22 protein-coding genes are annotated in these 23,562 nt (G+C 67.7%); 11 read left to right on the top strand and 11 right to left on the bottom strand.

The features are described 5' to 3' along the window. Nucleotides 1-132 precede the first annotated feature (132 nt). Nucleotides 133-1,656 (bottom strand): ABC transporter substrate-binding protein, encoded by a 1,524-nt coding sequence (locus tag ABMA10_RS19795; protein ID WP_347870165.1) that lies wholly within the window; start codon nucleotides 1,654-1,656, stop codon nucleotides 133-135. Between the two features lie 179 nt (nucleotides 1,657-1,835). Between ABMA10_RS19795 and ABMA10_RS19790 the strand changes: the two genes are divergently transcribed. Further along, nucleotides 1,836-2,462 (top strand): TetR/AcrR family transcriptional regulator, encoded by a 627-nt coding sequence (locus ABMA10_RS19790; protein ID WP_347870166.1) that lies wholly within the window; start codon nucleotides 1,836-1,838, stop codon nucleotides 2,460-2,462. Nucleotides 2,463-2,494: 32 nt separating this feature from the next. Here the strand turns inward: ABMA10_RS19790 and ABMA10_RS19785 are convergent, their stop codons facing one another. Further along, on the bottom strand, nucleotides 2,495-3,616 hold the full coding sequence (locus tag ABMA10_RS19785; protein WP_347870167.1) for a VanZ family protein: 1,122 nt from the start codon (nucleotides 3,614-3,616) through the stop codon (nucleotides 2,495-2,497). Between the two features lie 188 nt (nucleotides 3,617-3,804). Here ABMA10_RS19785 and ABMA10_RS19780 point away from each other — a divergent pair, with 188 nt between their 5' ends. The 7 genes from ABMA10_RS19780 to ABMA10_RS19750 are packed head-to-tail and all read left to right on the top strand — an operon-like array spanning nucleotide 3,805 to nucleotide 10,345. Next, nucleotides 3,805-5,028 (top strand): IS30 family transposase, encoded by a 1,224-nt coding sequence (locus ABMA10_RS19780; RefSeq protein WP_431030660.1) that lies wholly within the window; start codon nucleotides 3,805-3,807, stop codon nucleotides 5,026-5,028. After that, complete coding sequence (locus ABMA10_RS19775) at nucleotides 4,953-5,504, top strand: ATP-binding cassette domain-containing protein (protein ID WP_414693646.1); 552 nt, start codon at nucleotides 4,953-4,955, stop codon at nucleotides 5,502-5,504. Before ABMA10_RS19780 ends, ABMA10_RS19775 begins: the two co-directional genes overlap by 76 nt. Further along, nucleotides 5,497-6,462, top strand: a complete 966-nt coding sequence (locus tag ABMA10_RS19770; RefSeq protein WP_431030886.1) for an ABC transporter permease — start codon at nucleotides 5,497-5,499, stop codon at nucleotides 6,460-6,462. Before ABMA10_RS19775 ends, ABMA10_RS19770 begins: the two co-directional genes overlap by 8 nt. Further along, nucleotides 6,459-7,415 (top strand): ABC transporter permease, encoded by a 957-nt coding sequence (locus ABMA10_RS19765; RefSeq protein ID WP_347867759.1) that lies wholly within the window; start codon nucleotides 6,459-6,461, stop codon nucleotides 7,413-7,415. The genes ABMA10_RS19770 and ABMA10_RS19765 overlap by 4 nt, the downstream gene beginning before the upstream one ends. Further along, nucleotides 7,412-8,392 carry a carbohydrate kinase family protein gene (locus tag ABMA10_RS19760; protein ID WP_431030885.1) on the top strand — a complete coding sequence of 327 codons (981 nt, stop codon included), beginning with the start codon at nucleotides 7,412-7,414 and terminating at the stop codon, nucleotides 8,390-8,392. Before ABMA10_RS19765 ends, ABMA10_RS19760 begins: the two co-directional genes overlap by 4 nt. Beyond that, nucleotides 8,392-9,465, top strand: coding sequence for an ADP-ribosylglycohydrolase family protein (locus tag ABMA10_RS19755; RefSeq protein WP_347867757.1), 1,074 nt, complete (start codon nucleotides 8,392-8,394; stop codon nucleotides 9,463-9,465). Before ABMA10_RS19760 ends, ABMA10_RS19755 begins: the two co-directional genes overlap by 1 nt. A gap of 28 nt (nucleotides 9,466-9,493) precedes the next feature. After that, nucleotides 9,494-10,345: a BtpA/SgcQ family protein gene (locus ABMA10_RS19750; protein ID WP_347867756.1), complete on the top strand. Its 852-nt coding sequence runs from the start codon at nucleotides 9,494-9,496 to the stop codon at nucleotides 10,343-10,345. Between the two features lie 32 nt (nucleotides 10,346-10,377). Here the strand turns inward: ABMA10_RS19750 and ABMA10_RS19745 are convergent, their stop codons facing one another. After that, nucleotides 10,378-11,373 (bottom strand): diacylglycerol/lipid kinase family protein, encoded by a 996-nt coding sequence (locus tag ABMA10_RS19745; protein WP_347867755.1) that lies wholly within the window; start codon nucleotides 11,371-11,373, stop codon nucleotides 10,378-10,380. Nucleotides 11,374-11,543: 170 nt separating this feature from the next. Between ABMA10_RS19745 and pdxY the strand changes: the two genes are divergently transcribed. Next, nucleotides 11,544-12,392, top strand: coding sequence for a pyridoxal kinase PdxY (gene pdxY, locus ABMA10_RS19740; RefSeq protein WP_347867754.1), 849 nt, complete (start codon nucleotides 11,544-11,546; stop codon nucleotides 12,390-12,392). Between the two features lie 83 nt (nucleotides 12,393-12,475). On the opposite strand, the gene ABMA10_RS19735 is transcribed toward pdxY, so the two are convergent. The 7 genes from ABMA10_RS19735 to ABMA10_RS19705 are packed head-to-tail and all read right to left on the bottom strand — an operon-like array spanning nucleotide 12,476 to nucleotide 20,697. After that, entirely contained in the window at nucleotides 12,476-13,984 is a 1,509-nt protein-coding gene (locus ABMA10_RS19735; protein WP_347867753.1) for a PucR family transcriptional regulator, read from the bottom strand. Then, nucleotides 13,981-15,039: a DUF917 domain-containing protein gene (locus ABMA10_RS19730; protein WP_347867752.1), complete on the bottom strand. Its 1,059-nt coding sequence runs from the start codon at nucleotides 15,037-15,039 to the stop codon at nucleotides 13,981-13,983. The genes ABMA10_RS19735 and ABMA10_RS19730 overlap by 4 nt, the downstream gene beginning before the upstream one ends. A gap of 46 nt (nucleotides 15,040-15,085) precedes the next feature. Beyond that, nucleotides 15,086-15,544: a DUF1016 N-terminal domain-containing protein gene (locus ABMA10_RS19725; protein WP_347867751.1), complete on the bottom strand. Its 459-nt coding sequence runs from the start codon at nucleotides 15,542-15,544 to the stop codon at nucleotides 15,086-15,088. A 9-nt stretch (nucleotides 15,545-15,553) separates the two neighbouring features. After that, the gene (locus tag ABMA10_RS19720) at nucleotides 15,554-16,693 is read right to left on the bottom strand and encodes a DUF917 domain-containing protein (protein WP_347867750.1); all 1,140 of its coding nucleotides are present in this window, start codon (nucleotides 16,691-16,693) and stop codon (nucleotides 15,554-15,556) included. Then, entirely contained in the window at nucleotides 16,690-17,763 is a 1,074-nt protein-coding gene (locus ABMA10_RS19715) for a DUF917 domain-containing protein (RefSeq protein ID WP_347867749.1), read from the bottom strand. Before ABMA10_RS19715 ends, ABMA10_RS19720 begins: the two co-directional genes overlap by 4 nt. Then, nucleotides 17,760-19,313, bottom strand: coding sequence for a hydantoinase/oxoprolinase family protein (locus tag ABMA10_RS19710; protein ID WP_347867748.1), 1,554 nt, complete (start codon nucleotides 19,311-19,313; stop codon nucleotides 17,760-17,762). Before ABMA10_RS19710 ends, ABMA10_RS19715 begins: the two co-directional genes overlap by 4 nt. Before the next feature lie 31 nt (nucleotides 19,314-19,344). Further along, a complete protein-coding gene (locus tag ABMA10_RS19705) occupies nucleotides 19,345-20,697 on the bottom strand; it encodes a purine-cytosine permease family protein (RefSeq protein WP_347867747.1) in 1,353 nt (450 codons plus the stop codon). Between the two features lie 264 nt (nucleotides 20,698-20,961). On the opposite strand from ABMA10_RS19705, the gene ABMA10_RS19700 reads away from it, so the two are divergent. Then, nucleotides 20,962-21,192 (top strand): hypothetical protein, encoded by a 231-nt coding sequence (locus ABMA10_RS19700; protein WP_431030884.1) that lies wholly within the window; start codon nucleotides 20,962-20,964, stop codon nucleotides 21,190-21,192. Between the two features lie 58 nt (nucleotides 21,193-21,250). Here ABMA10_RS19700 and ABMA10_RS19695 read toward each other — a convergent pair whose 3' ends face one another. Beyond that, a complete protein-coding gene (locus tag ABMA10_RS19695; protein ID WP_431030883.1) occupies nucleotides 21,251-22,075 on the bottom strand; it encodes a DeoR/GlpR family DNA-binding transcription regulator in 825 nt (274 codons plus the stop codon). A gap of 115 nt (nucleotides 22,076-22,190) precedes the next feature. Between ABMA10_RS19695 and ABMA10_RS19690 the strand changes: the two genes are divergently transcribed. Further along, nucleotides 22,191-23,507 (top strand): alpha-glucosidase/alpha-galactosidase, encoded by a 1,317-nt coding sequence (locus ABMA10_RS19690; protein WP_347867744.1) that lies wholly within the window; start codon nucleotides 22,191-22,193, stop codon nucleotides 23,505-23,507. Nucleotides 23,508-23,562 lie beyond the last annotated feature (55 nt).

Below are 23,562 nucleotides of genomic sequence, written 5' to 3'. Positions count from 1 at the left end.
GTGGGGCAGCCCGCCCGAGTGCAGTGCTGTACTCGGGCGGGCCGGGCTTGTGGTGCGACGTTCCGGGCCGGACGGTCCCGGTCCCTGAGCTTGTCGAAGGGAGTGCCCCTCGACATGCTCAGGACCAGCGCGCTACTTGGGCTGGAAGTCGTAGAGCGACGGGAACGCGTTCGTCGGCATCGTCTTGACCGTCGTGTTGGCGTCGGTCGCGAAGCTGCCCTGCACCCGGTAGAAGGGTGCGAACCAGGCCTGCTCGACGATGTACGTGTTGAGCTCCTTGGCGACCTTGCCCTGCGTCTCCTCATCGCCGTACTGGATCTGCTTGATGAGCTCGTCCACCTTCGGGTCGTCGTACTTGAAGGGGTTGAACACGGCGTTCGGCGCGATCATGAACTGGATGAGCTGCCAGTCGGGGTTCTGCTCCAGTGCCATGAACGAGGCCGGGTACTTCGGTGCAAGGAGGTCGGCGATGAAGTTGTTGCCGGGGTCGGTGTACTCGGCGGTGATGCCGATGTCGGCGAGCTGCTGCGAGATGAGCGTGTAGGTGGTCGCGCCCAGCACCGGGGACGACGGCATGGCGAGCGTGAAACCGTCTGCGTAGCCGGCCTCGGCGAGGAGTTCCTTCGCCTTCTCGGGGTCGTAGCCGTAGCGGTCGTCGAGCGCCTTGTCGTACGCCGGCGAGTTCTCCGGGAAGACCTGCCCGGTCACGGTGCCGTTGTCGTTCTGCAGCGCCTTGAGGAGGGCGGGGCGGTCGAACGCGTAGTTGATCGCCTGGCGGACCTTCACATCGGCGAGGGCCGGGTTCATGGTTCCTGCGCGGTCGAGGAGCAGCATGCCCTGGAAGTCGAGCTCGTTGGCGTTGATGGTCCAGCCGGCTCCTTCGACCTCGGCGAGGTTGTCGTTGCTGGCGAGCTTGACGCCGTTGGCCTCGCCGGCCTTGATGGCGTTGAGTCCTGCGGTCGCGTCGGCGAGGACGTTGATCGTCAGCTTGTCGTAGTGCTGCCAGTCCTTGTTCCAGTAGTCGGGGTTCTTCGTGAAGGAGTAGCTCGTGCCGGTGACCGTCGCGGCCGTGTCGATGATGTACGGACCGGAGCCGACCGGCGTGGTCGCGAGGTCCGGGCTGTCGAAGTTCTCGGCGCTGCCGATGAGTCCCGGGTCACGCGTCAGGTAGTTGAGCATGGCCGGGTCGGGAGCCGAGAGCGTGATGACGACGGTGGTCTCGTCGGGGGCCTCGACCGAGGCGACACCGGCGAAGTAGCCGGCGTCGGGGGAGGTGCCGGTCTTGAAGCGTTCGAGGTTCTGCTTGACGACGTCGGCGGTGAGTTTGGACGTGTCGGTGAAGGTGACGTCGTCACGGATCTTCAGCGTGAGGACGGTGTTGTCGTCGTTGTACGACCATTCGGTCGCGAGTGACGGCTCGATCTTCCCGTCGCTCGTCGCGACGAGCAGCGTGTCGAAGACGGCCTGGTAGTACGAGGAGCGGTTGCCCCACTCGGAACCTGCCGGGTCGAAGGTGGTCGGGGCGGTGATCGCACCGAGGATCAAGGTGCCGCCGGAGCCGCCCTCAGAACCTGAATCGCTCCCGGAGCACCCGGTGAGCACGAGTGCAGCTGCGGTGACCGCGACGGCTGCTGTCGTCTTCCATCGGAACATCATTGTCCTATTCGCTGTGAGCAATCCCTCATCGGATCGCTGGTGATTGAGGACGCTAGCACGAAACCCGAGTGCCTACTAGCTTTTTGTTTTTCCGTCTGTCACAGTTGGATCACGACCAGGCCGCGGCGTTCGATGAAGAACGCGCTATCGTGAAGCCGTCCGAAGGGGGAGGTCGTCCGATGACATCGGCCAAGACCGCGAGCAAGGCGCAGGGGAAGCCTCGCGGCTCATATGCGAAGACCGGCATGAAGCGGCTCGCCATCCTCGATGCTGCCCTCGCCGTGTTCGCGCACGGCGGGTACCGTGCCGGATCGCTGCGCGAGGTCGCCGAACAGGTGGGCATGAGTGAGGCCGGGCTGTTGCACCACTTCCCGAACAAGAGCGCGTTGCTGGCCGCGGTCCTCAGTCATCGCGACGACCACGCCGGCAAGCTCGTGCCGATGGACGGCGACGACCCGATCGCGACCCTCCAGGGGTTGGTCGCGCTCGCCAGGTACAACGCCTCGATCCCTGGCGTGGTCGCGCTCTACTGCACCCTGTCGGCGGAGGGGACATCGCCGGACCACCCGGCTCACGACTACTTCGTGCAGCGTTACGCCTCCACCCGGGGACGCCTCGAGCGCACCTTCGGGCTGTTGCACGAGGCGGGCGAGGTCGGCCCCGACTTCTCGCCGACGAGTGCCGCGTCCATGACGATCGCACTCATGGACGGCCTGCAGGTGCAGTGGCTCCTCGCTCCGGAGTCGGTCGACATGGCCGAGGAACTGCAGCGGTTCCTCACGGGGCTTCTCGGTCGCGAGCTGTAGGCGATCCGCACGGGAGCAGGAGATTCCGCCTGCTACGAGCGCGCGTCGCGCAGTTCCGCTCCGGACACAGCGCAGGAGAGTCCCCGCCGGTTCCTCGAGAAGGGGACGGAGACCACCGCGATGGTCACGACGAGCAGGCTGACGAGGGCGACCACGCCGGCAATGGTCTGCGAGACGCCGGCTCCGGTGTCCGGAAGCTGACCGGCGGTCGTCGCGGCGATGTACGGCAGGGTGACGACGGATGAGCGGTACAGGCGTCGGGGGATCGACCCCCGATGGTCGGGCCACGCCGGGGTCAACCAGACGAGTCGCTGCCCGATCGACGCGCCGCTCCCGAGGAGCGCCGGCAGGACGATGACGAGGATGACGGTGCCCCCGCCGATGCCGAGCGCCTCGACCAGGGTCGGGTCGAACCCCGGCCCTCTGCCGCCGTTCGCGACCAACCGGGGCAGGAGGAACAGCATCGACAGCACCGTGATCGCGATCTGCACGGCCACGGCATCCAGCACCATGCCGAACCATCGCCGCCACACCGTCACCGGACGGGCTGCGTCACGGGTCTCCCGCAGTGCGCGCGCACTCGGCATCCAGGCGAGGACGATGGGGGCGAGCAGTGCGCCGATCGCCGCTCCGGCCGTGTTGGCGATCAGGTCGTCGACGTCCGCCACGCGGTACGCGCACTCGTAGACACCCCAGATGCCGGTCCACTGCGTCGTTTCGACGAGGAGCGACACCAGGGCGCCGAGGGCGATGGAGACGCCGAGGCTCCGGTTCCAGTAGCGTCTCGCAATCGCGCCGAACGGGATGAACAGGATCACGTTCATGACCACTTGCAGCATCGCGTGACTCGTGAGGGTGCTGACGACCGAGAGTCCGGCGGTCTCGCGGGCGATGTCGCCGATCGAATGCCCGGGGATGAGTTCGAGTGCACCGCCGTTCGAGCCGCAGTTCTGTCGCACGTCCGGCAGCGGCAGCAGGGTGTAGGCGACGAGTGCCACCGCGTAGATGCTGACTGCCGCGGCACCGAGGACTCTGGGGAGGGACATCTGGCCGTACCTGCGGAGTTGCACGAGGAGGACCGGCCCGAGCACGGCGAAGAACACCAGCGTGCCACCGACGAGTCCGACCCAGGCCTGCCATGTCCATCCGCTCATTCCGACAACGCTACGCGGCCCGCCGCGCACGTGTCATCACCTGCGCGACGGACCCAGGGTCATCCTCGAGAGGGGCGACGGGAGCCGCGCGGACGCGCGCCTGAGGGCAGGAGACCAGCTCCGGAGCAGGAGATGCGGCGCCTTGGGTTCTAGGGATCAGTGCAACATCCTGATGTTTTGGAGTGTTGATGACGGTTCTGATGGCCCGTGTGGTGCAGCGAGTGTTCTGGTCGAGGATTCGTGACGGAGCGACGTCTGTGGATGCGGCGAAGGCTGCTGGGATTTCGTCTCAGCAGGGTGACGTGTGGTTCCGGAATGCTGGCGGGATGGTGCCATTGTCGTTGTTTCCGCCGTCAGGTCGTTTCTTGAGTATCAGCGAGCGTGAGCAGATCCATGCCGGGATCAGTCAAGGGCGATCGATCCGCGCGATCGCGGCGTCGATCGGGCGCAGCCCGTCGACCGTGTTGCGAGAGCTCCGTCGCAATCTTGATCGTCAGCAGTACCGGTCCCGGTCCAAGCTCGGACGCCCGGTGACCGTCCCGTGGCGGTATTCGCCATCGCTTGCCCAGCGTCGAGCTGATCAGCGGTTGGCTCGTCCGAAGCCCTCGAAACTCGCTCTGAACGATCGGCTGCGTGATGCGGTCCAGGCGGGACTGTTGCGCAAGCTCAGCCCGGAACAGATCATGCGACGATTGCCGTTGGACTTCCCTGACGAGGCGGAGATGCGCGTGTCCCACGAGACGATCTACCAATCGTTGTATGTCCAGGGCCGCGGAGCGCTCAGACGCGAGCTCACGGACTGCTTGCGAACCGGTCGGGCGCTGCGCAAACCAGCCCGACGCGCGACGAGCCGTGGCAAACGCATCCCGGACATGGTCATGATCAGCGAGCGCCCCGCGGAGGTCGAGGACCGGGCAGTCCCGGGTCATTGGGAGGGTGATCTGATCGTCGGTAAGGACAACGGTTCCGCGATCGGGACCCTTGTCGAGCGGAGCACACGGTTCGTGATGCTGCTGCATCTGCCAGATCGACACGGCGCGATCGAGGTTCAGGGAGCGATGATCGAGCAGATGCGCAAACTCCCGCATTTCCTCCGCAAAACCCTCACCTGGGACCAAGGATCCGAGCTCGCCGGCCACCGGAACATCACCGCAGCGCTAGAGATGGGCGTCTATTTCTGCGACCCACACTCGCCTTGGCAGCGAGGGAGCAACGAGAACACGAACGGGCTCCTGCGGCAGTACTTCCCGAAAGGCACCGACCTCTCCGGCTACCACCGCGACTACCTCGACTTCGTCGCCAACGAACTCAACGAACGGCCGCGGAAAACCCTGCACTGGGCAACTCCAAAAGAAGCCCTCGACCAACTACTCTCGAACCCACCAGCCAATGGTGTTGCACTGACCGCCTGAATCCGCCCATCCGCGAGAACCTCGTCGCCGCAACACTCCCCGAACTCACCTCGTCGGGCTTCATCTCGCGCAGACGGGAACGCGAGGTCACCACGCGCTGGATGCGGACCCTCGCGGTGAAGGCGGCGAGCGCGAGTGCAGCCATCACCTCGTTGTCCGGCGGCAACCAACAGAAGGTGCTGCTGGCCAGAGCGGTTGCAACGGAACCGACCCTGCTCATCCTCGACGAACCGACCCGCGGCATCGACGTCGCGACGAAGACCGACATCCACACGGACATCGGTGCGCTCGCCCGCGGAGGGACGGCGATCCTGCTCATCAGCAGCGAACTGCCCGAACTCCTTGGACTTGCCGACCGCGTGCACGTCCTCCGAGAAGGAAGAATGATCAGATCACTCAGCACCTCCGAAGCGACTGAGGAAGCCGTGCTGCGCGCAGCGGTCGGCATCGGCGACGGGACGGCCCCAGATGCCTGAGTCCGCGCTCAGCCGCGCCCGTCTCTTCCTCCTCCCCGCGCTCCTGATCGCGGAGATCATCGTCTTCGCGAGCCTGTCGCCCAGATTCCTCACGGCGGACAACTTCGCGAACATCGTCATCAACGCATCCGACCTCGCCCTCATCGCGGCCGGGCTCACGCTCGTGATCATCCTCGGGGGTATCGACGTCTCCACCGGTTATGCCGTAGGTGTGGTCGCCTGGATCGCCGCGAAGCTCATGAGTGCCGGCCAACCCGCGATCGTCGTCGTCCTCGTTTCGCTGGTGGCGGGTGCCCTACTCGGCTCGATCAACGGCCTGTTGACGACCGTCGCGAAAGTGCCTCCGATCATCGCGACACTCGGCATGGCAGCGGTCTTCCAGACAGTGCTCTTCGGCCTCTGGAACAGCAACGATCTCTTTGCGACCCCGGTGGCGCCGCTCCTGTCCGGGCAACGGTTCCTCGGCGTCCCGATGGTGCTCGCGATCGTGATCGTGGTCTACGCGCTCCTGTGGTGGTTGTCGCGCAAGCGCCGCTTCGGTCGCAACGTGTACGCGATCGGGTCGAACCCGGAGGCGGCGTCACTCTCGGGGATCCGGTCCCGTCTCGTCGTCTTCGCCTGCTACGCGATCCTCGGGCTGCTCGTCGGCCTGGCCGCAACGATCTACATCGGTCGTGTGGGTGTCGTACAGGCATCGACCGGGAACGAGCTCACCTTGCTCGCGATCGCCGCGGTGGTGGTGGTCGGCGGAACCTCGATCCTCGGCGGTGAGGGCAGTGTCCTCCGAACGCTGGGCGGGCTCGCCTTCATCGTGGTGCTCCAGAACGGCATCGTGCTCGCCGGGGTGCCGCCGCTCTGGAACGGCCTCATCATCGGGCTCACCATCCTGCTCGCCGTCAGCGTCGACGTCCTCGCCAAGCGGGGCGACAGCCGCAAACTCTTCAGGAGGCTCGCATGAACCGTCTCTCGCTCACCGATCGTCGTCTGTTCCTCGTCGTCCTCATCGTGCTGCTCGGCGTGGTCATGTCGTTCCTCTCGCCGTACTTCCTGCGTGCCGAGAACCTCCTGTCGATGACGCAGTACGGGGCGGTGCTCGGCCTGCTTGCGCTCGGTCAGGCCTTCGTCATCCTCGGTGGCGGCGGAGGCATCGACCTCTCGATCGGATCGACGATGAGCCTGTCCACGGTCGCCTTCGGGCTGACCGCCGTGAACCTCGGCCTGGACCCGTGGCTTGCTGCGGTCGTCGCGATCGCAGCCGGTGCCGTGCTCGGCGCCGCGAACGCGTTCCTCATCAACGTGCTCAGGCTGCCGCCGCTCATCGCGACGCTCGGCACGCTCTACCTCTATTCCTCTCTGGCACTCGTGCTCTCCGGCGGCGTGGACATCAACGGGTTCGACCGCTCGGGATTCGCGTATCTCGGTCAGAGCAAGGTCGCCGGTATCCCGTTCCAAGTGCTCTTCGTGCTGGTGCCCGTCTTCATCCTCGCCGCCCTCTACATGGTTCGCACGAGGCAGGGCCGTCAGATCTACGAGGTCGGCAACGGGTCGATCACCGCGGCGCTGGCCGGCGTGCACGTCAGACGTGTGCGCACGTCCCTCTACGTGTACTCCGGGATGCTCGCAGGGCTCGCGGCGGTCGTCAACGCCTCCTGGCTCCTGAACGCCAAGCCGACCGCCGGTGCCGGGATGGAGCTGCAAGCCATCACCATCGCGGTGCTCGGCGGAGTGGTGATCACCGGCGGTGTCGGGACGGTCCTCGGAACCTTCCTCGGCCTCACGGTCGTCATCGTCCTCAATTCCGGCCTCCAGCTGGCCGGGGTCGGCAACACCTGGCAGATCGGGCTTCTTGGGGCGGTTCTCGTCGGGAGCGTCGTCCTGAACAACATCGTGGGACGGAGGCGGACGCGATGAGCACACTGACCGAGGTGTTCCCGGATCTCGCTCGCAGCGAAGACCGACCGATCGACCTGATCGTCTTCGGTGACACCGGGATCGACATGCTCGTGCAGGTCGATGAGCTGCCGAAGCGCGACAGCAAGTCGATCGGCACGAGCCTGGGCATCTTCGCGGGCGGGATGGGCGCGAACTTCGCCGTCTCCGCCAGGCGGGCGGCCGACGACATCCACATCGCGCTCGTATCCAGGGTCGGCAGCGACCCGTTCGGTCGGGCATGCCTGCTCGATCTCGAACATCAGCGGATCGACACCAGGCTCGTCGAGACGATGTCGGATGAGCTCACGTGGTGGTGCGCGGTCGCGATCGCAGCTGACGGAGAGAAGTCGCTCCTCGGGGGTCGTACCCCGGCGAGCCTGCCGGACGTCGGGCAGCTGGACCCCACCGTGCTCGCCGACGCGCGATGGCTGCACGTCCTCGGCGACGTGCCGGGTTCCGAGGACATCCTCCATCACGCGGCGGAGGCCGGAGTGCTCGCGAGTGTCGACATCGAGGGGAGCTTCGTGCGCACCGACCGTGGTCGCGCAGACGAACTCGTACGGTCCGCCAGACTGAGCGTCCTGAATGAGGAGGCGCTCCTCTCCCTCGCCGGACGGGACGATCCCCTCGCCGCGCTCACCGAACTGATCGATCGTGGGGACCGTTCCGCGATCCTGCTGACGCTCGGGACGGCGGGCAGCCTCTTCGCCTGGCGATCCGACGACGGCGTGCTCCAGACGATCAGGCAGGCGGCCGAACCCGTCGCGCGCGTCCTCGACACCACAGGCGCCGGCGACTCCTTCGCCGGAGCCTGGGTCGGGCGGGCGCTCGCCGGCGACGGCCTGACTGAGGCGCTCACTGTGGCCGCGCGGAGCGCCGCTCACACCATCTCCCATTTCGGTGCACGCCAAGGCGGCTTGCCGGACTGGACCACCATGAACACGAAGGAACACTGATGACCATCATCACCCCGCACCAGCCGACCACTTCCGGAGCGACGTACGAGCGTCTGCAGGACAAGATCCTGGGATCGATCGCGACCGCGGTCATCGGAGACGCCCTCGGAGCGCCGACCGAGACGCGAAGCATCCGTCAGATTCGCGAGCTCTTCGGCGGACGGGTCGAGGAGTTCTTCGCACCGCTCGCCGACTCACCCTATTCGCGCGGGCGCAAGGCCGCTCAGATCACGGACGACAGCAGTCAACTCCTGTTGCTCGCTCGGGTGATCATCGACAGCGGCAACCACCTGACCGCCCGTGGCGTGGCGGACATGCTGCTCGAATGGTCGGAGGACGGCGACTACTTCCCGCACTTCGCCGGACCGTCCACACGACGAGCCATCGAGCTGCTGCGCGCCGGCGGCGATCCGGAACAGGTCGGAGCCGGTGGCAATGAGGCGACGACGGGTGCGAGCAACGGCAGCGCGATGCGTGTCGGCGTCGTCGGCCTCGCCCACCCCGGTGATGTCCGGGCAGCCGTCGACGACGCGCTCATCACCTGCCGGCCGAGCCACTTCACCTCACAGGGTGTCTCGGGAGCTGCCGCCATCGCCGGAGCCGTCGCGGCCGCGCTCACCGATGGAGCGACCATCAACGACGTCGTCCAGGCTTTCCTGTGGAGCGCGGAGGAGGGCGATCGCCTCGGAGCCCAGCTCGGACGGGACGTCCCCGGTGCCTCGATCAGTGCTCGCGGACGCCGGGCGGTCGAGATCGGGATCGGAGCACGCAGTCTCGATGAGGCGGCACGCATGATCTCGAGCGAGATCGGCACCGGACTCCCGGCCTCGGAGGCAGTGCCTGCCGCCATCGGGTTCTTCGTCGCAGCAGCAGGGGATCCGTGGCTCACCGTCGTCGGCGCAGCCAATGCCGGCGACGACACGGACACGGTCGCCTGCATGGCGGGTTCCATCGCCGGCGCTTTCGCGGGCTTCGTGAAGGTGCCGCAGGACAAGTACGAGCAGGTGCTCGACGCCAACCCCATCGACATCCGAACCGTCGCTGACGAGCTCTTCGCGCTCGTCAGCCGTTGACCATCACCTCGAGAGAAAGCGAACTCCCATGAGTGCTCCAGTTGTCATGCCCCCGCGCGCCAGCGCCCTCCGCGACGAATTCGACGTCAGCCACCCGATCATCGGAGTCGTGCACCTGCGACCGTTGCCCGGAGCCCCGTCGTACGACGGGGAATCCGTGCGGGATATCGCCGCCGCCGGTGTCCGGGACGCCCTCACCCTTGTGAAGGGCGGCATCGACGCGGTCATGATCGAGAACGCTTCCGACCAGCCGTTCCTCAGGCCTGATGACATCGGGCACGAGACCGTCGCGGCGCTCACCGCCGCCGGCCTCGAGATCCGCAACGCGGTCGATGTGCCGCTCGGCGTCACCTGCGTGGCCAACGGGGCCATCCCGGGGCTCGCCGTCGCGAAGGCGATCGGCGCGCGCTGGGTTCGGGTCAATCAGTGGGCGAACGCGTATGTCGCGAATGAGGGCTTCCTGAACGGCGAGGCGGCGAAGGCGCTTCGATACCGGAACGCGATCGGTGCTCGAGACGTCCGGATTCTCGCAGACGTCCACGTGAAGTTCGGGGCGCACGCGATCACGGCGGACCGTTCCATCGCGGAGCAGGCGACCGACGCGGAGTGGCACCTCGCCGACGTCCTGATCGCGACGGGGACCCGCACCGGCTCGCCGACCCAGCCGGCCGAGGTCGACGAGGTGCGGGCCGGAACCAATCTACCGGTCATCGTCGGGTCTGGTCTCGACCCGGAGCAGCTCCCGGCCCTGTTCGCGGTCGCCGACGGTGCGATCGTCGGACAGTGGCTCAAGGAGGACGGACGGTGGTGGAAGCCTGTCGACCCGCGTCGGGTCGAGCGGTTGATGCAGGCCGCCAACGCATTCCGCGAGCGTGGCTGACAGCCGTCGGGGGCCAGTCGTCCGGCGGCGGTCTACTCCGCGGCAGCCGGCACTCGTACGGTGAGGGCTCCCGGCTCGATCCAGGCGTTGATCGCGGTCGCCTTGCCGAAGCCGTCGCCGTCGAGCTCGATCTCCTCGGGCTTCGACAGGCGGGCGACGAAGCGCTTCGCCGTCCCGTACTGCAGCTCCTTGTCGTCCTTCGACCGGCCGGCGAGCGCTTGGCCGGCCTTCGTGCGGCGGAGGACGCCGTTGACCCAGGTGACCTTCGCCCAGATGCGGATCCAGCCGAGCAGTCCGCCCGGGCGCATGAACATGAGGTCGAACAGGCCGTCGTCGACGACTGCATCCGGCAGCAGCAGGATGTTGGCGGGGAGTGAACCGCAGTTCCCGATGATGACGGTGTGGACGGTGGCACGCGTCGCCTCCTCGTCATCGATCCGGAACCGCATGTGCAGCTCGTCGGGATCGCGCAGCGATTTCACGATGGCGTCCACGTAGGCGGCCCAGCCGGCTTTGGCCTTGAGGTCGTCGTCGGTGTTCTTGATCATCTTCGCGTCGATACCCATGCCGGCCATGACGACGAAGACGTGTCGGTCACGGGTGCGGTCGGCCCGTTCGATGTCGATGACGCCGAGGTCGATGAGCTTGTCCTCGCCCGTGAACGCCGTGACGACCGAGCCGGGCAGGTCGTTCAGCGTGAGGTCGAGGTTGCGCGCCAGGAGGTTGCCGGTACCGGACGGGAGGAGTGCGAGCGGGACGCCGCTGCCGCGCAGTGCTTCGGACACGGCCCGGACGGTACCATCGCCGCCCGCCGCGAGCACCAGATCGACGCCGGCGGCGATCGCCTCTGCGGTGACACCCTGGCCGACGTCCTCGGGTGTCGTCTCGAACCAGAGCGACTCGCCCCAGCCCGCATCCGAGGCCGAACGCTCGACGGCTTCGCGGAGCACGTCGACGTCCACCTTCACGGGGTTGTAGATGACTGCGGCGATTCGTGCCTGCGCGGACGGGGCGTGGGAGGTCGTCATCCGATCAGCCTAGGAGTGGATGACGCCGCGGCGCCGATCCACAGCGTGGGTTGACGTGACGAGTCGGTTCTGCAGCAGCCGGAAGAGTATCGTTGACACCTTGCAGGCTCTGTCCATGCCCGCCACGAACGCACCGTCCGCGGCGGCATCCCCATCGTGATTGCGACATCGTGAAGATCCTCTCCATCCAGTCAGCAGTGGCCTACGGTCACGTCGGCAACTCTGCGGCAGTGTTCCCGCTCCAGCGCATCGGTGTCGAGGTGATCCCCGTCAACACGGTGAACTTCTCGAACCACACTGGTTATGGCGCCTGGCGCGGGCCGCTCATCTCACCTGAGCAGGTCGCCGAGGTCATCACCGGTGTCGAGGAGCGCGGTGCGTTCCCGCAGGTCGACGTCGTCCTGTCCGGGTACCAGGGTGGCGTGGGCATCGGCGATGTCATCGTCGACGCCGTCCAGCGCGTCAAGGCAGCGAACCCCGCGGCGTTGTACGCGTGCGACCCGGTGATGGGCAATGCGAAATCCGGCTGCTTCGTCGCCCCCGAGATCCCCGAACTGCTGCGCGACCGCGTGGTCCCCAACGCCGACATCATCACGCCGAACCAGTTCGAACTCGGCTACCTCACCGGTACCGAGCCGGCATCGCTCGAGTCCACGCTGGAATCGGTGGACCTCGCGCGTGCGATGGGGCCGTCCGTCGTGCTGGTCACGAGCGTCGAGCGTCCTGACCGCGAGCCCGAGACCGTGGAGATGCTCGTCGTCGACGATGCGGGTCGCTGGATCGTCCAGACGCCACTGCTGCCGTTCAAGGCGAACGGCTCGGGCGACGTGACGGCGGCACTGTTCGCCGCGCACTACGGCGCGACGCGTGACGCGAAGCTGGCCCTCGAGCGGACGGCATCGAGTGTCTTCGACCTCATCGAGCTCACCTACCGCTCCGGCCAGCGCGAGCTGCAGCTCGTCGAGGCGCAGGAGTTCTACGCGAACCCGCGCTTGCAGTTCACGGCGACGGCGGTCTGAGCCGGCTCGTCGGCAGGTACCTCGGCTGGCTCGGTGAGCGAGCTGGGTCGCTCCGTTCCTTGAGCGTGTCGAAGGGCAGCGCCTCAGCGCACGGCGCGGCAGGCGAGGTGCAGTGCGAGACGCACCTCGGGGTCGGCCATGTCGACACCGAGCAGTTGTTGCGCCCGGGCGATCCGGGTCGCGACGGTGTTCCGATGGAGACCCAGTGCGGCAGCCGTCGGCGCCACCGCGGACTCGTGGTCGAGGTACGCGGACAGCGTCGTCAGCAGCTCACCGTTGCCCGTCTGTAGCGGTGCCAGCAACGACCGGGCCGCCGGTACGAAGGTGTCGTTGCCGGTCCACGCGAGGAGGAGCTGTTCGAGCCCGAGTCCGTCGACACGGACGAACCAGGAGGTCGTCGATCGGTTGACGGCGATCCGGGCTGCGTCGGCCGCTTCGCTCAGCGACGTCGTGAGACCGGCGGATCCACTCGCCAGCGAACCGACCGCGGTCGCGACGTTGAAGGAACGTCGTGCGTCGACGTGCAGATCCCGCAGTGCCCCGACGTAGTGCTCCACCTGGGACGGTGGTGGGGGTTCGGCGAAGGTCAGCCAGCCGCTCACCCCTCGCCCGCTCGTCGTCGCGTGCGAATCGACGGCGATCCGTCCAAGCCCTCCCGTGACGAAGCGCAGCAGTTGGAGGGCGTCCACGCGGCTGCGCCCGACGATCCTGAACGCCAGGTGGAAGCCCGTCGTGCGCCAGCCTCGTTCGAGCATGCGACGTTCGACGTCGGGATCCGCGCGGCCCCGGAGGTCCACGAAGTCGCGCAGCACCCCGGACGACACCGAGGCGTCGCTCACCTCCGCGACCTCGTCGATCAGGATGCGCGCCGCGACGGCCGGCATCGCGACCTCCGCGGCGACAGCGAGCGCGCTGATCTGACGTTCATCGAGTCCGTCGCCGAAGAACGCGAGCCGCAGTCCTTCACGACTCGGGCTGTCGACCCGGACCGATGCGGCCGTTCCGGCGCCTGCCCGCGTGAGGTCCATCCAGGGGGCGAAGTCGATCGCGGCGTGCACCTCGGGCGCGAGCCGTCCTCCGGCTTCGAGCAGGACTCCCTCCGCGTCGATGAGCGCGATCCCATGGCCGACGCTCGACGACAGGTGGCGCAGCAGGTCGGGGAGCCCGTCGGCGTGGTACTCGATCGACTGCGCGACCTTGCGGACGTAGCCGAGCGTCAGCGCGTCGCGGGCCTCGACGAGCTGCCAACACGCCTTCGCGAGCAGCATCGGCCGGTCGACATGGAGGAGGGAGAAACCGAGGCGGTCGGCGAGCGCGCGTGTGCCCTGGCCGAAGGCGTCGGCGTCCGGGATCGCGAGCGCCCGGAATCCTCGGTCTCGGATGCGACGCACCAGCGCGTCCTGCTGCCACGGGCGGGTCGGCGGCAGCGCCGTGAGCACCGCCAGACGACCGGCGCCGTCTGCCGGCAGCGCTGCTTCGCCGGTCTCCACGACGACGCCGGACCAGTCGGCCGTCTCCGGTCCGGCGACGAGTCGGACGCCTCCGTTCTCGGGGTGGGCGAGCAGCGCACTCAACTGCAGGACGTCGCTCATGCGTCCGCACCCTCGCCGGAGGTGACGCCGTCGAGCTCGTCGACACCGTACGCCGAGGGGCGGACGTGCCGGAGTCGATCCTCCGAACCGAACCACCACTCGGGGCCGTCGAGGTGGATCACCGCGACGTGCCGCGACATGGAGAGTGCCGGGACCTCGAGGATGTCCCGCGTGATCGCGTCGACCACCACGATGAGGTCGGGCGAGGTGGCGTCCAACCGGCCGTCGGTCATGAACGCGAGCGTCTCCGACCGCGCGACGAGGCGGTGCACCTGGCCCCCGCCGCCGTCGATGCCGAAGGTCATGACGTGGGGGTCGCGCGCGTCGCTCTCCACCGCGCTGATGCGGCCCTCGGCGAGGAGGCTGCCGCCGAGCGCTTCGGCGAGACGGTCGAGTGGACCGGAGGCTGCTGCGAGGAATGCTTCGCCGAGGCTGAGGGCCCTCGCGGTGTTGTCGACGATCGCATGTTCGCGGAGGTCGCCGACGGTGAAGCCCGCGAAGACCATCCCACCGACGCCACCGGCCTGCACGGTCGCCGCCCTGACCACGCGCTCGACGTCGCGGGCGCGCGCCGTGTCGACGAGCACCACGCCCCCCGCACCCGTGTCGCAGGTGACGATGACGCCGGGTACCCGGTCGACGAAGAGGGACATCTGGTCGAGCGCCGGCAATGCCCGTCCTGTCAGGTCCGCGTCGACGATGGAACGATCGCGGGCGAGCGTGAACGGGGCGAGACCGTTGAGTCCACCGCCCTCCAGTGAGCACACGACGGGGACCCGGTGGCCGAGCCAGCGTTCGGCGGCAGCGATCAGATGCGCGAACGGGTCGGTGCCGGGCAAGCGCTCGCTGAGGAGCATGGTCGACCCGACGAACGCGGCACCGAGACACGGCAAGGTCGGGTCGAGCTCGTCGATGCCGTGGACCGTGAACGGCCAGTCGTGGGAGTCGCGCAGGGCGAGCTCGAGCATCGTGGTCGCGCCACCACCACCCGATCCCAGCAGCGAGAACCCCGTCGCGAGCGCGGGGAGCGAGGCTGGCTCGAGGGTGGTCGGCATGGCACCAGCCTAGGCTCGCACCGCCTTGGCGTCGCGAGCGAGCTCATTACTGCAGGGCATACGGGTCTTTCGTGATCTCCTGTGCGTGGTCGGAATCGGGCCGCGCAAGCGTACCCAAGAAGTTTGTCGGTGCTGCGGCTTCCCGCTCGTGTAGGCGTGTGGTGATCTGGTGAGCCAACACAGACCGGCTCCAACCGTGCTGGACGTCCTTTGCGGCATACCAGTCACGCAAGACCTGGTCGTCGAGCTTGTCGAGGAGTTCGATCACGTGGCCCCGGGGCAATTCGCCAACGGGTCGTTGGCGAATCGCAGACGGGTCGGGCCATGCTTCAGAGAAGCGACGCATGTAGCGCATGTTCGCCGGAGAGAACCCCTTCATCGAAGGGAACTCAGCGCGCAGATCCGTTGCAAGCCGCGACAGTACGTTCGTGCCCCAAGCCTCGACATGCCGTTTCACGTCCTCGAGCGTCGCCACGTATTCCTCAGGCGCAAGCTCGCCCGTCATCCTAATATTCTAGACGGCCGTCGCGGCGAAGGCCTCCGCTGCCGCGGCTGCTGCGGCCTCGCCCTCCACCGGGACGAACGGCTCCGTCAGTCCGAAGGCTGTCGGACCGAATGCCCGAAGCGCGCCGGCCGTGCGCATCATGGCCGGCGTGGAGATGCCGAGCACGCGCACCCGTTGGCCGTAGCGGAGGCGCTCGGTGGTGATGGGTTCGGCGCTCTCATGGTCGACGACGCAGACGAGGTCCGGCACGATCGCCACGACCTCGCCGTTGCGCCGCGCGATGAGGTTCTCGTTCTGGAAAGCGATGTCGAGTCGATCGGTGCTGGCCGGATCCAGCGCGGAGATCACCGCGTTCCCCTTCGCGAAGCCGTCGGTCGTGCGGCGTTCGACGTCGGTCACCTTCCCGACGAACAACTCGCGGACATGGGAGTAGAGCGTCGTCGACAGGGTGTGCGCGATGGCGTCGAACGGCGAGCGGTGCTCCTCTCGGGCGACCCGGATGGCGCGGCCGAGGGCGAGCGCCATCGAGATCGTGCGTGGTACGGCGGTGCGCTTCACATCGGCGCCGCTCATCGCGTACTCGGCGATGTGCCCGACGCCACCGAGGCGGATCGTGATGCCGCGAGCCAGCCATTCCATCTGCCGGTCGTCGTCGCCGGTGTCGATGATCACGCGCTCGCCGCGTTCACCGGCGAGGGCGAGTGGCGAGCCGTGCACACCGTAGACGGCGAAGGTCTCCATCGAGAGTTCGGGGAACGCGCGCCCCATGCCGTCCGCATCGACCACCGGCAGCCCGGTCTCGGCAGCGACGATCAGGGGGATCATCGAGTTGATGCCGCCGCACTCGATGGGCATGGTCGCATCCGCGGTGCGACCGAGGTGCTCCTCCAGGGTTCGCAGGGCCAGCGTCGGCTCGAATCCCGCCGGGATCTTCTCGATCATGACGGTCGGCGCGCCCATCTGGGCGGTCGGGATGACGAAGAGGTCGTCGTCCAGCTCGTCGGGGTCGAGGATCGTGATGGAACGGTCGCCGAGCACCTGCTGCACGAGCATCATGCCGATGTATGGGTCGCCGCCGCCGCCCGTGCCGAGGAGGGTCGCACCGCGGGCGAGGTCCGGGAGGTCGGCGCCGGTCAGTTCCCAGCTCATGCGTCCACCGTGCCGTCGAAGCGGTGCGACGGCACGTCGTAGCCGAAGTAGCCGGGACCGACCATCGCGAGGGCTTCCGGACTGTGCCAGCGCTCGTCGCTCGGAGCCGCGATGACGCGGACGCGCTGCCCGTACCGCAATCCCTCGGTCGTGATCGGCTCGCCGGAATCGTGGTCGAGGACCATGATCAGGTCGGGCGTCGTCACGAGGGTGGCTCCGTCGAGGGCTGCGATGAGGTGCTCGTTCTGGAACGACAGTTCAAGCGTCCGGCCGGTCCCGTCGATGCGCGCACGACCACGGGCGAACCCGGTCGTGGTCGCGCGTTCGACGTCGACGACCTTGCCGGAGAACAGCTCACGACCGCCGAGGAGTCGGACGGTGCGTTCGACGGGGTCGGTCTTCTCCGCGCGGGCGGTGACGATGCCGTCGCCGATCTCCCGGCACAGCGACAACGAGTCGGCGACGAGCGCCTCTCGGGCCTGGGCGCCGGACATCGGGAAGCCGGAGATCATCACCGAGCACCCCATCTCGACACAGGCGACCCGGGCGATGCGCTCGGTCCAGCTGTTGTCGACGGTCGTGAGGACGCCCGTGTTCCCCTTCTCGTCGCTGAACGCGAGCGGGGACGCGTCGATGCCGTAGAGCGTGGGCAGCACCATCTGGAGCTCGGGGAAGGCGCGTCCCATGCCGTCGGCGTCGATGAGCGGCAACCCGAGCGCTGCGGCCGCGGCGATGGGGATGGTCGAGTTCACGCCGCCGACCTCCGCGCAGGCCACGTGCGTGACCGGGCGGCCGAGTGACGCACTGAGCGCATGGACCGGCGCGACGACCTCGGTGAGGCTCGGGAGCTTCTCGACCATGACGGTCGGGGCGCCCATCATCGCGACGGTGAGCACGAGGGCATCGTCCGGCACCTCGTCGAGCGTGACGACGGTGACGTCGCCGTGCTCACGGAGCGCCTGGGTGGCGAGGAGCGCGCCGATGTAGGGGTCGCCGCCTCCACCGGTACCGAGGACGGCAGCGCCACGGGCGAGCCCCGGGATGAGGTCGGCGGTGATCGTCCAGCTCATCGGAGGCCTCCCATGTCGAGGTCGCCGACGGCCTTCACCCGGATGCGCGTCGCATTCCCCGGCAGGTAGGGGATGGGGACCTCGTCGAAGTCGACGATCGCGACGGATGCCGGTGATGCGCCCGCCGCGATGGCCTTGTCGACCGCCTCGGCCCGTACAGCGGCGATCGCCTCTTCACGGCGTCCGGGCTCGATCGCGTAGACCTTGTCGATCTCGCCGCCGACCTGGGCGATGGACGCACCGATCGCGTTCGCGACCGCGTAGTTGTCCGGTCGGTGCACCGCTCCGAAGATGGGGAGTTCGTCCGAGAGGAGGATCGACCCACCCCCGACCGCGACCACAGGGATGGGTTCCGGCGAGGTGCGCATGCGGTCGACCGCTTCGGCGATGCGCTCGCTGATCCGTGCGAGGACGCGGGCGACGAACGCAGGGTCCAGGTGCGCGACCTTCGACGCGTCGCCGATCGACGCCCGCCCGGCCGCCACAGCGATGTCGGTCGCGGTGAGGGTGGAGCCGCCGAACACGAGCGCCTCGGTCATGAGGCGGTAGCCCACGGACGCTGGTCCGACCTCTGCGGTCTCGTCGTCGACGATGCTGCCGCCGCCGATGCCGATCGAGAGCACGTCGGGCATCCGGAAGTTCGTGCGGATACCGGCGACCTTGACCTCGTTCGACGTCTCGCGCGGGAAGCCGTTGATGAGGAGGCCGATGTCCGCCGTGGTGCCGCCGATGTCGATGACGGCGCAGGTGGCCAAGCCGCTCGTGAGGGCGGCGCCGCGCATCGAGTTCGTCGGTCCTGAGGCGAAGGTCGCGACGGGGTACAGGCGGACGTAGTCCTCGTCCATGAGTGTGCCGTCGTTCTGGCTGAGGAAGATGGGCGCCTCGATCCCCTGCTTCCTGACCGCCGCAGTGAGGCCGTCGACGATCTCCGAGGCGAGCTCACGCAGTGCCGCATTGATGATCGTCGCGTTCTCGCGCTCCAGCAGGCCGATCCGGCCGATCTCATGCGACAGCGAGATCGCGACGTCCGGCCCGAGCACCTCGCCGACGATGCGCGCGGCTTCGACCTCGAGGTCGTGGTTCACCGGGCTGAAGACGGAGGAGATCGCGACGGATCGGATCCCGTTCGCCCGCATGTCCTCGGCGTGTGCCCGCAGCTCCTCAGGATCGAGCGGGGAGATCGGGCGGCCGTCGAACTCGTAGCCGCCGTGCGCGAGGTAGCTGCGTGCACTGATCGCCTCGACGAGCTCTGCCGGCCAGTCGACGAGCGGGGGGAGGGCTCGCGTCGCAGGGAGGCCGAGGCGCAGTGCCGCGGTCGGGGCGAGTCGCTTCGCCTGGACGAGTGCGTTGATGAAGTGCGTCGTGCCGATCATGACGGCGGTGATCTGTTCACCGTCGAAATGGTGGCCGCCCCGCAGCTCACCGATCGCCTGGACGATCCCGTCCGTCACGTCAGGCGTGGTCGCGTGCTTCACGGCAGCCAGTGTGCTGGTGCCGTCCATGAGCACGGCGTCGGTGTTGGTGCCGCCGACATCGATACCGATGTGCATATGAGGGTTCGCTTTCTGTTGGAGCAGTGGATCAGTTCGAGGAGCGGGTCGCGGCTTCGGTCGGCTCGTCGACCGCCGCCTGCGTCGTGTGGGCGACTCCGACACCGCGCACCCAGCCGAGCTTGCCGGCGGCGATGTACAGCACCATCGAGAGGACCAGCGACAGGATGGCGGGGATGCCCCAGGTGACGAAGTAGCCGGTGATCGCGGAGACGGCCCAGATGATGATGGTCGCGGGGACGATACGGGGCGCCGTCGCCGGGAGCCGCCCCGAGGCCCGAGTCGCGTCCAGTTCACCGCGCCAGCGCCGCACGATGAAGTACTCGGCGACCATGATGCCCGCGATGGGCGGGAACGCGACGCCGAGGATGATCAGGAAGGCGGAGAACTGGCCGAGGATACCGACGGCGGCGAGGATCGAGCCGACGACGCCGAGGACGATGGTCGTGGTCACCCGGTTGAGGTTCTTCCCGAAGGCGGTGGAGATGAAGTTCACGAGGCCGAGCGAGGAGGAGTACAGGTTCCAGTCGTTGATCTTCAGGGTGCCGGTGATGACGATGATGAGCCCGATGAGGCCGACCGAGGAGGTGACGATCGCGACGACGTTGCCCGACGCGGCGGCGTGGGCGAGGAGCACACCCGAGAGCCCGATGACGAACTCCCCGAGGGAGACACCGACGACCGTCTGCTTGATGACGTCTGCGCGCGAACGGTTGAAGCGGGTCATGTCGGCCGTGATGATCGCCCCCACGATCAGACCACCCGCGACGATGCCGGTGCCGGCCCAGACGCTCATGGTCGGGCCGGGTGCCGGGCCGGTGACGAGCTCCACGAAGTCGTGTTTGCCGAGTTCGCTGATGATCGACCAGCCGACGAGGATGAGGAACAGGGGCACGGTGATGTTCGCGAGCCACTGCATGCCCTTGAAGCCGAACGCGACGATCGCCGTGACGGCCAGGCCGAAGATGAGGCTCCACGCCCAGATCGGCATGAACCCGGGCAGCAGGGCGTCGAGCGACTCTGCGGAGATCGCGCTCTGGATGCCGAACCAGCCGATGAGGCTGATGCCGATCGCGAGGCCGACGAGGGATGCGCCGACCTCGCCGAAACCGGTCCACCTGGCGAGGAGGGCGGTGTTGAGCCCTTCCTTCTGGCCGATGATGCCGACGATGCACATGATCACCTCGAGGATGATCGAGCCGAGGAGGAGGGCGAGGAAGGCCTCGCCGAAGGTCATGCTGTAGCCGAGGGTGGCGCCGAGGAGGAACTGGGACAGTGCCGACACCTGACCGAATCGCTGGACGGCGATTCCGAACCAGGGTTTCTGTGCGTCGGGACGGACGCGGGACAGGGCGAAGTCGTCTGCGTGTGCCATGCGAGCCATGGTGGTCTCCAGAGGTGGGGGATGAGGCGGGAGAGGTGCGGGTTGCGGCAACCCTACTCAGCCGCCGCGGGCGGCAGAATGTGCATGATGTCGGAATCAAACGCCGGAATCAGCACTCTGCACATGCGACGTCCCAGCGGCTTGGAGGGCACCTTGACGGGCTCGGTGTCGGTGCGGCGGGACAATCCGCGCATTGTCGGGCAAACGGCTGGGAATCACAAGATCCCTGGCCAGCGGTGTCATTCCTCGGTACGGTGGAAAGATATGTCAGCACGAGTCGAGACGGAATCCATGATTCAGGCAGAACGCGAACGCCCACTCCTCCGCAAGGGAAGCGAAGCGAGTTTCGTCCGCTGGGCGTTCGACGGCCGCTCCTGGTGCGCCGACCTCGTGAGCGGTCAGTACCGCGGTGCCACGAAGACGGGCTGGCTCGTCGAGACCGAGCAGGAGCAGCGCGAGCTGTCGAATCAGGAATGGGCGCCCTGCATGGCGTGAACGCCGTCGCACCCTCCGTCGAAGCCGGGCGATCCCGGCCGGCTCGATCCCGGTTGGTTCAGGGGTGATCGTGTTCGACGACGTGCACTGCGATGTCGGCTGCTGCCAGTCGTTCGAGCTCCAGCGGGTCGGCTGAGGAGTCGGTCACGAGGTCGTGGATCTGACCGAGCTCGGCCATGCGGGCCAGCGTGACCCGACCGACCTTCGAGCCGTCAGCGACGACGATGACGCGCTGCGCATGCGAGACCATCGCGAGGTTGGTCCGCGCTTCGCGCTCATCGTGGGTGGTGGCACCGCCGAGCGCACTGATGCCGTCGGTGCCGAGGACCGCCGTACCGACGTTGATGGCACCGAAGGTGTTCTCCGCCAGCACGCCGACCGCCTCGAACGACGATGAGCGCACGAGACCTCCGGTCATGATGACCTGGAGGTTCGGCCGGGACGCGATCTCGGTCGCGGTCGTCAGGGAGTTCGTCACGATGGTGAGCTGAGGCCGCCCGGCCAGTTCCCTCGCCACCGCCCCGGTGGTCGTCCCGCCGCTCAGCGCGATCGCATAGGGGCCAGCCGGGATCATCTCGGCGACCTTGACCGCGATGCGCCGCTTCGCCTCACGGAACTGCATGTCCCGGAACCGCACGGGGATCTCGGCCCGTTGATCGTTCGATCGGGCGCCGCCGTGGGTGCGCAGCAGGAGTCCGAGGTCCTCGAGGTCCGCGAGGTCGCGGCGCACGGTCGGTGCCGAGACCCCGAGTCGATCGGTGAACTCGGCGATGGACACCACGCCGTCGTCTGCGGACAGGAGCGCGAGGATGCCGCGCATGCGTTGGCTCCGCTTGCCGGACGACGCGTGTCCTGGCCGCTCGGTCGATGCGGTTCCGCGCATGTCGTCAATCCTCTCCGAACACTGCTCGCCTCAAACGCTCAGAAGAACTGCGCGTCTGAAGCGATTACTGATCGTTTCCTTGGTCGATTCGATCACTGTAGTCGAGTATTGCGGCATGACACGAGTGACTTTCATCGGTGCAGGCAGCGTCGTCTTCACCCGCCAACTCATCGCCGACCTGCTCCGCTTTCCCGAACTGGGCGGGCTCGAGATCGTGCTGCACGACATCGAACAGGAACGACTCGATGTCGCCGAGGGCACCGCACGCCAGGTGAACGAACGCCTGGGAGCGCAAGCGGTCGTCTCCGCTCAGCGTGACCGCCGCCGCGCGCTCGAGGGCGCCGACTTCGTCATCAACATGGTGCAGGTGGGCGGGATCCGCTCCACCATCGACGACCTCGAGATCCCGGCACGGCACGGCCTCCTCCAGACCATCGGCGACACGACCGGCATCGGAGGCGTGTTCCGCGCGCTGCGCACCTTCCCGCTGCTGACAGCCCTCACCGCCGACATGCGCGAGATCTGCCCGAACGCCCACCTCCTCAACTACACCAACCCGATGGCGATGAACGTGTGGTGGGCGTCCGTCGTCGCCCCGGACATCAGCACGATCGGTCTGTGCCACAGCGTCTACTGGACCGTCAACGACCTGTGCGCGCTGCTCGGTGTCCCGGTCGAGGAGACCCACTACCGGGCGGCCGGCGTCAACCACCAGTCGTGGCTCCTCGAATGGAGCCACAACGGGCAGGACCTCTACCCCCTGCTGCGCGAGCGAATCCGGAACGACCCCGAACTGTCGCGTCGCGTCCGAGTCGAGATGTTCCGGCGTATCGGCTTCTACCCGACCGAGACGAGCGAGCACTCCTCGGAGTACCTCTCCTGGTTCCTCCGGTCTCCCGAGCAGGTGGAGCGCTTCCGTCTGCAGCCCCTGGAATACCTCGGCATCAGCGAGGCGAACGTCGCCGAGTTCGCAGCGACCAAGGCCGCCCTGGCTGCCGGGACCCCCTTGGCCCTCGAAGACGAGGCGAGCGAGTATGCCCCGCAGCTCATCCACTCCCTCGTGACCGGCCAATCCCGTGTCATCCACGGCAACGTCGTGAACCGCGGCCTCATCGACAACCTCCCGCAGGGCGCGGTGGTCGAGGTGCCGGTCCGCGTCGACGCTGACGGGATCACCCCGCTCCCGGTCGGCGCGCTCCCTGTGCAGTGCGCGGCGCTCAACCGCCCGTACGTCTCGGTCGCGGAACTCACCGTCGAGGCGGCGCGGACGGGAGACCCCCGTCTCATCCGCCAGGCGGTCCTGATGGATCCGAACGCCTCATCGACGCTGACGCCGGCCGAGATCTGGCAGCTGTGCAACGAACTCGTCGAAGCCCACGGCGAGCTGCTCCCGGAACCACTGCGTCGCATCATCCCCGTCGACGAGCTCTGAGCCGTCGCCTGCACCAGCCACCATCCACGACCGATCGACTTCAGGAGAAGACCAC

The organism is Plantibacter sp. RU18, assembly GCF_050613355.1.
In the GTDB taxonomy this organism is placed as follows: domain Bacteria; phylum Actinomycetota; class Actinomycetes; order Actinomycetales; family Microbacteriaceae; genus Plantibacter.
The sequence above is the reverse complement of the archived record's forward strand: the minus strand, read 5'-3'. Positions and strand labels throughout refer to the sequence as shown.

What these genes read in the sequence shown, in the direction of transcription:
- ABMA10_RS19795 (WP_347870165.1), bottom strand. Translation starts at nt 1,656, where the DNA reads ATGATGTTCCGATGGAAGACGACAGCAGCCGTCGCGGTCACCGCAGCT.
- ABMA10_RS19790 (WP_347870166.1), top strand. Translation starts at nt 1,836, where the DNA reads ATGACATCGGCCAAGACCGCGAGCAAGGCGCAGGGGAAGCCTCGCGGC.
- ABMA10_RS19785 (WP_347870167.1), bottom strand. Translation starts at nt 3,616, where the DNA reads ATGAGCGGATGGACATGGCAGGCCTGGGTCGGACTCGTCGGTGGCACG.
- ABMA10_RS19780 (WP_431030660.1), top strand. Translation starts at nt 3,805, where the DNA reads ATGACGGTTCTGATGGCCCGTGTGGTGCAGCGAGTGTTCTGGTCGAGG.
- ABMA10_RS19770 (WP_431030886.1), top strand. Translation starts at nt 5,497, where the DNA reads ATGCCTGAGTCCGCGCTCAGCCGCGCCCGTCTCTTCCTCCTCCCCGCG.
- ABMA10_RS19765 (WP_347867759.1), top strand. Translation starts at nt 6,459, where the DNA reads ATGAACCGTCTCTCGCTCACCGATCGTCGTCTGTTCCTCGTCGTCCTC.
- ABMA10_RS19760 (WP_431030885.1), top strand. Translation starts at nt 7,412, where the DNA reads ATGAGCACACTGACCGAGGTGTTCCCGGATCTCGCTCGCAGCGAAGAC.
- ABMA10_RS19755 (WP_347867757.1), top strand. Translation starts at nt 8,392, where the DNA reads ATGACCATCATCACCCCGCACCAGCCGACCACTTCCGGAGCGACGTAC.
- ABMA10_RS19750 (WP_347867756.1), top strand. Translation starts at nt 9,494, where the DNA reads ATGAGTGCTCCAGTTGTCATGCCCCCGCGCGCCAGCGCCCTCCGCGAC.
- ABMA10_RS19745 (WP_347867755.1), bottom strand. Translation starts at nt 11,373, where the DNA reads ATGACGACCTCCCACGCCCCGTCCGCGCAGGCACGAATCGCCGCAGTC.
- ABMA10_RS19735 (WP_347867753.1), bottom strand. Translation starts at nt 13,984, where the DNA reads ATGAGCGACGTCCTGCAGTTGAGTGCGCTGCTCGCCCACCCCGAGAAC.
- ABMA10_RS19730 (WP_347867752.1), bottom strand. Translation starts at nt 15,039, where the DNA reads ATGCCGACCACCCTCGAGCCAGCCTCGCTCCCCGCGCTCGCGACGGGG.
- ABMA10_RS19725 (WP_347867751.1), bottom strand. Translation starts at nt 15,544, where the DNA reads ATGACGGGCGAGCTTGCGCCTGAGGAATACGTGGCGACGCTCGAGGAC.
- ABMA10_RS19720 (WP_347867750.1), bottom strand. Translation starts at nt 16,693, where the DNA reads ATGAGCTGGGAACTGACCGGCGCCGACCTCCCGGACCTCGCCCGCGGT.
- ABMA10_RS19715 (WP_347867749.1), bottom strand. Translation starts at nt 17,763, where the DNA reads ATGAGCTGGACGATCACCGCCGACCTCATCCCGGGGCTCGCCCGTGGC.
- ABMA10_RS19710 (WP_347867748.1), bottom strand. Translation starts at nt 19,313, where the DNA reads ATGCACATCGGTATCGATGTCGGCGGCACCAACACCGACGCCGTGCTC.
- ABMA10_RS19705 (WP_347867747.1), bottom strand. Translation starts at nt 20,697, where the DNA reads ATGGCTCGCATGGCACACGCAGACGACTTCGCCCTGTCCCGCGTCCGT.
- ABMA10_RS19700 (WP_431030884.1), top strand. Translation starts at nt 20,962, where the DNA reads ATGTCAGCACGAGTCGAGACGGAATCCATGATTCAGGCAGAACGCGAA.
- ABMA10_RS19695 (WP_431030883.1), bottom strand. Translation starts at nt 22,075, where the DNA reads ATGCGCGGAACCGCATCGACCGAGCGGCCAGGACACGCGTCGTCCGGC.
- ABMA10_RS19690 (WP_347867744.1), top strand. Translation starts at nt 22,191, where the DNA reads ATGACACGAGTGACTTTCATCGGTGCAGGCAGCGTCGTCTTCACCCGC.